Here is a 6,534-nt window from a genome sequence, read left to right as displayed (position 1 = left end):
CCGGGGCCCCCGCCGCTGGTCCCCCCCCCCCCGTCCGCGGCGGCCGCCCGCCCCCCCGGCCCCCCCCCCCCCCGGCCCGGGCGGCGAGGTCCACGGCGGACGCCGGTGCCCGGCCGGGGGTCTGCGGTGCGGTGGTGGGAGCGGCCGGAGCGGGAACGGCGGTTTCCGCGGCGGTGATGATCATGCCCATGGCTCACACCCCCACGTTCGTGAGGGTCGCGGACAGGGCGCCGGTGACCACGCCGGAGGCCGCGGGCACCAGCAGGAACCTGGCCCCGCGGCGGGCGGACCCCGCCCTGAGGTGTTCGCGCAGGGTCAGGAAGTGCGAGGTCGTGGCGGTGTTTCCACAGCGTTCCACCACGGAAAGGGACGTGGGCATGGGGGTGGCGAACTCGTCCTCGGCCATCGCGTTGGCGTAGTCGATGAAACGGGTGCCGACCTGGTGCTGGATCACGTAGTCGAACCCCTCGTCCGCGAACGTCCGGCCGCCCTTGGCCAGCAGGTCCGCGTGGAACCGCGGCCACAGCCTGAGCCGGTCGCGGTTGTGCATCTTCTTGTTGTCCGTGTAGAGGGCGATGCCCCGGGTCCGGTCGCTCGGCATCCCCATGCACAGGTGGGAGTACTCGGAGCAGGTCATCAGCTCGACGTAGTGCACGCGGTCCCCCGGATCGGTGGACACGTCCATGACGACCGCGGCGGCCGAGTCCCCGACGGAGAGCGAGGCGAACTGCGGGTCGTAGGAATCCGTCATCTCCCGTGCGGCGGTCTGCGCGACGCGGGTGGCCTGTTCTCCGCTGACGACCAGACCGCGGCGCACCGTACCGGAGCGGATCATCCGGTCGAGCAGCCAGACGCCCGTCATCATTCCGGCGCAGGCGTTGGAGACGTCGAAGTGGATGGCGGAGCGGGCGCCCAGCTCACCCGCCAGCATGGCGGCGAACGACGGCTCGAACGTGAAGCGATCGCCCTCCCGGAAACGGGTGATCGAGGCGGAGATGACGATGTCGAGGTCGGCCGCCCGGTAGCGGGAGGACCCCAGTGCGTCCCGGGCGGCGGCGAGGGCCATCCCGAACGAGTCCTCACCCGCGGCGGGATCGGGGTCGCACACGCGCCGCTCGGCGATCCCGGTGATCTTCTCGATGTCCACATCGCCCAGCCCCGGTACCAGGGCGGCGAGTTGGGGGGTGGTCTGGACTGTTGCGGGAAGCCGGGCCCCTAAGGAGGCTATGCGGCTGTGTGCGGTGGTGCTCATGTGTGTCGTTCTCCGTGGCGATCCGCCCGTGGGCATGGGGGTGCCGGGGCGGTGGATGACAGAGGGGTGCAAGATGCGTCCGGGAATGACGGACAGCGAAGTTACCGTAACGTACGGACATCTCACCGGCTGCCCAGAGCTCCCCAAATACGGAAGATACGGTCGCATACCGGCCACCCGGCCCTGCTGCGACACTGAGTCGGGGCAAGGCCTCCACGCCTCCCCGGGAGGCACACCCACTCGAAAACCTGTCCGGAAGCATCCGGTCCGCTCACTGCACCACAGGAAAGGCCCCGACCCTGAACGCCGCACTCGCCGAAGCGCTTTCCGTCACCCTCCTGCTGGCCGTGCTGGCCTGCGCGGTGATCCGGCCGTGGGGCTGGCCCGAAGCCGCCGTGGCCGTTCCCGCCGCCGGGGTGGTCATCGCCACCGGCGCGATCCCGCTCGACCATGCGGCGGCCGAAGCCGCCCGGTTGGGCCCGGTGATCGGATTCCTCGCGGCCGTCCTGGTCCTGGCCCAGCTGTGCGACGACGAGGGCCTGTTCCACGCCTGCGGCGCCTGGATGGCCCGCCGGGCGGCCGGCCGGCCCCGCCGGCTGCTGGTCCTGGTCTTCGTGACGGCCTCGCTGATCACCGCGGTGCTCAGCCTCGACGCCACGGTGGTGCTGCTGACCCCCGTGGTGTTCGCCACCGCCGCCCGGCTCGGCGCTCGCGCGAAGCCGCACGTCTACGCCTGCACCCACCTGTCGAACACCGCCTCGCTGCTGCTGCCCGTCTCCAACCTCACCAACCTGCTGGCCTTCGCCGCCAGCGGCCTGGCCTTCACCCGCTTCGCCGCCCTCATGGCGCTGCCCTGGCTGGTCGCGATCGCCACCGAGTACGTGGTGATCCGGCGCTTCTTCGCCACCGACCTGGACGCGGGCGCCACGGCCCCGCCCACCGAAGAGCCGCGCGAGGTGCCGCTGTTCGCCCTCCTCACGGTCGCGGGCACCCTGGCGGGCTTCGTGGTGACCTCGGCCGTCGGCATCGACCCGGCCTGGGCCGCCGCCGCCGGCGCGGCCGCCCTGGCCGTCCGCGCCCTGGCCCGGCGCCGCACCACCCCCGGCACGATCGTCCGGGCCGCGGCCCTGCCGTTCTGCGCCTTCGTCCTGGCCCTGGGCATCGTGGTCCGCGCGGTGGTCGACAACGGCCTCGCCGACGCCCTCGGCCACCTGGTGCCCGCGGGCACCGGACTCCCGGCCCTCCTCGCGATCGCGGCACTGGCGGCCGTACTGGCCAACGTCATCAACAACCTGCCCGCCGTCCTGGTCCTGCTCCCGCTGACCGCGCCCACCGGCCCCGGAGCGGTCCTGGCCGTACTCCTCGGCGTCAACATCGGCCCGAACCTCACCTACGCCGGTTCCCTGGCCACCCTGCTGTGGCGGCGTATCGTGCACGAGCACGACACCGACGTGAAGCTGGGCGAGTTCACCCGGCTCGGCCTGCTCGCCGTGCCCGCCACCCTGCTGCTCTCGGTGGTGGCACTGTGGGTCTCGCTCCAAGCGATCGGAGGCTGAACGCCGTGACCGTCATCGTCTGGGTCGTGGAGGGCACTTGGCCCGCCTGCGTCGACGCCGCGCGCGTCCACGCGCCGGCGGACTCCGAACTGGTGCTGCTCCACGTCACCGGCCACGAGGTGCCGGGCGCCGCACACGGCGCCTACGCCGGACTGCTGGGGCGCGCCCGCCCCGACCGCGACCCCGGCACGGCGGTGGAACACCTCGCCACCGAAGCGGGCGAGCGGCTCCTGGCCGCCGCAGCCGACCGGCTGGGACGACCGTGCACCCGCACCGAGCGCTCCGGCCGCGTCGAACGGGAAGTCGTGGCCGCCGCCGACGGCGCCGAGCTGCTCGTCCTCGCCCGGGACGGCGACCGCAGCCACCTGGGACCCCGAAGCCTCGGACCCGCCGGCCGGTTCATCGTCGACCACGCGCCGTGCCCCGTCCTGCTGGTCTGGCCGGAGACCGCGCCCGCCACCACCACCCTCCCGCCGCCACCACCCCGTCCGCCGCACCGACCGCCGCGCCGGCACTGACCACGCGGGCGGCCTCGGGCCGGCACCCCCCGCCCCACCCGTTCAGCGATCCATCGACGCCACCGCCCCGCGCAGGTCCGCCAGGAAGGCCGTGGCCGCCGCGGAGGGGGTCGTGCCGCGGGCCGTGGCGGCGTAGACCCTGCGGTGGGGCAGGTCCGCCGGGTCCACCGGGACCAGGGCGATGTCCGCCCGGGCGGCCCCGGCCGCGAGGGCCGGCAGGACCGTGATGCCGAGGCCCGCCGCGACGAACCCCAGCTTGGCCGTCCAGTCGTTGACCCGGAACACCACCCGCGGCCGGAACCCGTCGGCCAGCGCCGGCGCCAGCAACGTCCGGTCGGGGCGCACATCGCCCTCGATCCACGGCTCGTCGGCCAGTTCCGCCAGCCGCAGCCGGGCCCGCCCGGCGAACCGGTGCCCGCGCGGCAGTGCCACGTACATCGGTTCGTCCCACAGGTCGTGCAGATCCGGACCCGTGGGCGGCACTGCGCCGGGAGCGCTCAGGACGGCCACGTCGAGCGCGCCTTCGGCGAGCAGCTCCACGTGTTTGGCGGTGGGGCCCTCCGTGTGGACGACGGTGACGCCCGGATGCCGGGCCGCGAACGAGGCGACGGCGCACGGCACGAGCGAGACGTCGGCGGTGGCGAAGGCTCCGACCCGCAGCGTCCCGCCGTCCAGTGAGCGCAGTACGTCCAGTTCGGCGCGGGCAGCGCGCAGCCGGTCCCGCATGCCCTGTGCGTGGGGCAGCAGCACCCGTCCCGCCTCGGTCAGCCGCACCCCGCGCGGCAGGCGGTCGAACAGTGCGGTGCCCCACTGCTCCTCCAGGGTCTGGATCTGCCGGGACACGGCCGACTGGGTGTAGCCCAGGCCGCGGGCGGCGGCGGTGAACGACCCGTCCCGTGCCACGCGCAGGAACACCTCGTACAAGCTCTGCGGATCATGCATGGCAGCCATGCTAGACATTCGCTTGTGGCATGGGTGGGGACTTTTCTACCGTCGACCCATGAAGAACGCAGCGAAGATCGCATTCCTCGGGCTCGGCTCCATGGGCGCCCCCATGGCGGCCCGACTGCTCGGTGCCGGGCACCGGTTGACCGTCTGGAACCGTACGGAGCACAAGGCGGCCCCGCTCGTCGCCGCCGGCGCCCGGCTCGCCGCCGGGCCGGCCGAAGCCGTCCGCGACGCCGACGTCGTCGTCACTATGCTGTCCGATCCGGCAGCCGCGCACACCGTGGCGGACGCCGTCATCCCCGCGCTGCGGCCGGGTACGCACTGGATCGACACCTCCACCGTGGGCCCCGACACGATCCACGCGCTGGCGGCCCGCCTCCCGGACGGGGTGACGCTGACCGACGCCCCGGTGATGGGCAGTGTGGACCGGGCCGCCGCGGGGCAGTTGTGGATCCTGGCGGGCGGCTGCCCCCTGCCCGAGCCGGTGCGTACGGTGCTGCGCCCGCTCGGCGAGATCACCGAGTGCGGGGCTCCCGGCACGGGGGCGGCCCTGAAGGTCGTCCTGATCAACGCGGCGATCGGCGGCGTCGCCCTGGTGTCCGAGGCCCTCGCACTCGGCCGGGCCCTCGGCCTGCCCGCGGAGCTGGTCCGCTCACAGCTGGCCAGGGGACCCCTGGCCGGCGCGGTCGCCCGCACGTTCGCCGAGGGCTCCCACTTCCCGGTCTCGCTCGCGGCCAAGGACGTGGCCCTGGCCACCGCCCACGCCTCTCTCCCGGTCCTGGAGGCCGTCGGATCCGTCCTCGCGGCCCGGCCCCGGCCGGACACGGAAGACATCAGCGCCCTCCGGCACTGACGGGGGACCCACCGCGGCGGCTCGGCGGCGACCGCGCATTGATTAGGATTCCGGCGATATCGACGGTGAGCCGCACGTGCACCGGAGTTCGTGCACGCACATGCAAGGGATGGTGACCGATGCTGGTCCAGGTTGACTGGCGCGTGATCACGGATGGGGCCGTGCCGGGAGATCTGCTGAGATTCCGGCCCGGGACGGCGGCCCGGATATGGCCCGACGGAGACGGCGCGCGGTTCGCGACGGAAATCGGGATCCCGCATTCGGGAGGGCTTTTCCGAATCCTGGAGGAGCTGGTGGACCGGGATCCGGCGACCCCGGACAGGGCCTTTGCCGAAGGGCCGGATCCCGAACCGGTCGACACCCCGCACGGCCGACTGCAACCGCTCGGGAAACTGTTCCAGGGGGACGTGTTCGTCCGTCTCGGCGACGGAACGATCTGGGTGTCCGACCCGGATTCCGAGATCGAGTACGAGCTGATCCACCGGGACGTCTCCTCGCTCAGCTACCTCGTCTACAAGTTCGCCGTGGAGAAGCCCGGCCCCGAGGAGCGCCCGGACCCCTACGACTGGGCTGCCGTCGAGGAGATCGTCCGTGAGGGCATGTCGCGGTGGGACCCCCTGCCGTTCGAGAGCGGGGCGCAGTTCTGGGAGTCGTTCCTCGACTCGTACCCCATGCTGTGACGGCGCGGCCGGCACCCGGCACCCGGCAGACGTGTGATCTGGGCTGCGGCCGCCCCGGACCGTATGATCAAGCGATGTCTGACATGACCGAAACCACACCCGGCTGGCTGACCAGCGATGAGCTGGACATGGCCAGGGCACGGATGCCCATCCTGTACGTCGAGGCCGTCCCCGTACGCGTGGACGACGCCGGTGAAGTCACCAGCATCGGACTGCTCCTGCGGATCGGGACGGACGGAACGATCAGCCGCACCCTGGTGTCCGGCCGTGTCATGCACCACGAACGGGTCCGTGACGCGCTGCTGCGCCACCTGGAGAAGGACCTGGGCCCGGTGGCCCTGCCCCGCGTCCCCACGTCGCTGCAGCCCTTCACGGTCGCCGAGTACTTCCCGACGGCGGGCATCACCGCCTACCACGACCCCCGGCAGCACGCGGTGTCACTCGCCTACGTCGTGCCGGTGACGGGTGATTGCCGTCCCCGGCAGGACGCCCTGGACCTCGTCTGGTTCAGCCCGCAGGAGGCGGCGTCGCCGGCCGTGCAGAACGAGATGCCGGGCGGCCACGCAGTGCTGCTGAAGCAGGCCCTCGCGCACGTGGGACACACGTACTGAAGTCGCCGCGCACCCGGTCCGCCGAAATGCCGTGTTGGGGGGGGGGGTGGGTGGGGGGGGTTTTTTTTGTTTTTTTATTATTATTTTATCTCCGGGGGGGGGGCGTACGTGGACCC

At 72.7% G+C, this 6,534-nt stretch carries 7 protein-coding genes; 5 read left to right on the top strand and 2 right to left on the bottom strand.

Features of this window, described 5'->3' with window-relative positions; all coding sequences use genetic code 11:
• Positions 1 to 193: 193 nt before the first annotated feature.
• Positions 194 to 1,252, bottom strand: a complete 1,059-nt coding sequence (locus ACFXA3_RS31065) for a 3-oxoacyl-ACP synthase III family protein (protein WP_385192097.1) — start codon at positions 1,250 to 1,252, stop codon at positions 194 to 196.
• 299 nt (positions 1,253 to 1,551) lie between these two features.
• Here ACFXA3_RS31065 and ACFXA3_RS31060 point away from each other — a divergent pair, with 299 nt between their 5' ends.
• Positions 1,552 to 2,808, top strand: a complete 1,257-nt coding sequence (locus tag ACFXA3_RS31060) for an SLC13 family permease (RefSeq protein ID WP_385192100.1) — start codon at positions 1,552 to 1,554, stop codon at positions 2,806 to 2,808.
• Between the two features lie 5 nt (positions 2,809 to 2,813).
• The gene (locus ACFXA3_RS31055; RefSeq protein ID WP_385192094.1) at positions 2,814 to 3,326 is read left to right on the top strand and encodes a universal stress protein; all 513 of its coding nucleotides are present in this window, start codon (positions 2,814 to 2,816) and stop codon (positions 3,324 to 3,326) included.
• Positions 3,327 to 3,368: 42 nt separating this feature from the next.
• On the opposite strand, the gene ACFXA3_RS31050 is transcribed toward ACFXA3_RS31055, so the two are convergent.
• Positions 3,369 to 4,268, bottom strand: a complete 900-nt coding sequence (locus ACFXA3_RS31050) for a LysR family transcriptional regulator (protein WP_385192092.1) — start codon at positions 4,266 to 4,268, stop codon at positions 3,369 to 3,371.
• Positions 4,269 to 4,326: 58 nt separating this feature from the next.
• Between ACFXA3_RS31050 and ACFXA3_RS31045 the strand changes: the two genes are divergently transcribed.
• The 3 genes from ACFXA3_RS31045 (at position 4,327) to ACFXA3_RS31035 (ending at position 6,418) form a co-directional block, all read left to right on the top strand.
• Positions 4,327 to 5,127: an NAD(P)-dependent oxidoreductase gene (locus ACFXA3_RS31045; RefSeq protein WP_385192090.1), complete on the top strand. Its 801-nt coding sequence runs from the start codon at positions 4,327 to 4,329 to the stop codon at positions 5,125 to 5,127.
• A gap of 119 nt (positions 5,128 to 5,246) precedes the next feature.
• Positions 5,247 to 5,807 (top strand): SUKH-4 family immunity protein, encoded by a 561-nt coding sequence (locus tag ACFXA3_RS31040; RefSeq protein ID WP_385192088.1) that lies wholly within the window; start codon positions 5,247 to 5,249, stop codon positions 5,805 to 5,807.
• Positions 5,808 to 5,881: 74 nt separating this feature from the next.
• Positions 5,882 to 6,418: an NUDIX hydrolase family protein gene (locus tag ACFXA3_RS31035; protein ID WP_385192085.1), complete on the top strand. Its 537-nt coding sequence runs from the start codon at positions 5,882 to 5,884 to the stop codon at positions 6,416 to 6,418.
• The last annotated feature ends 116 nt before the right edge of the window (positions 6,419 to 6,534 follow it).

The sequence above is a fragment of the Streptomyces sp. NPDC059456 genome, assembly GCF_042750055.1.
In the GTDB taxonomy this organism is placed as follows: domain Bacteria; phylum Actinomycetota; class Actinomycetes; order Streptomycetales; family Streptomycetaceae; genus Streptomyces.
This window is presented reverse-complemented; position numbering and strand designations above follow the sequence as displayed.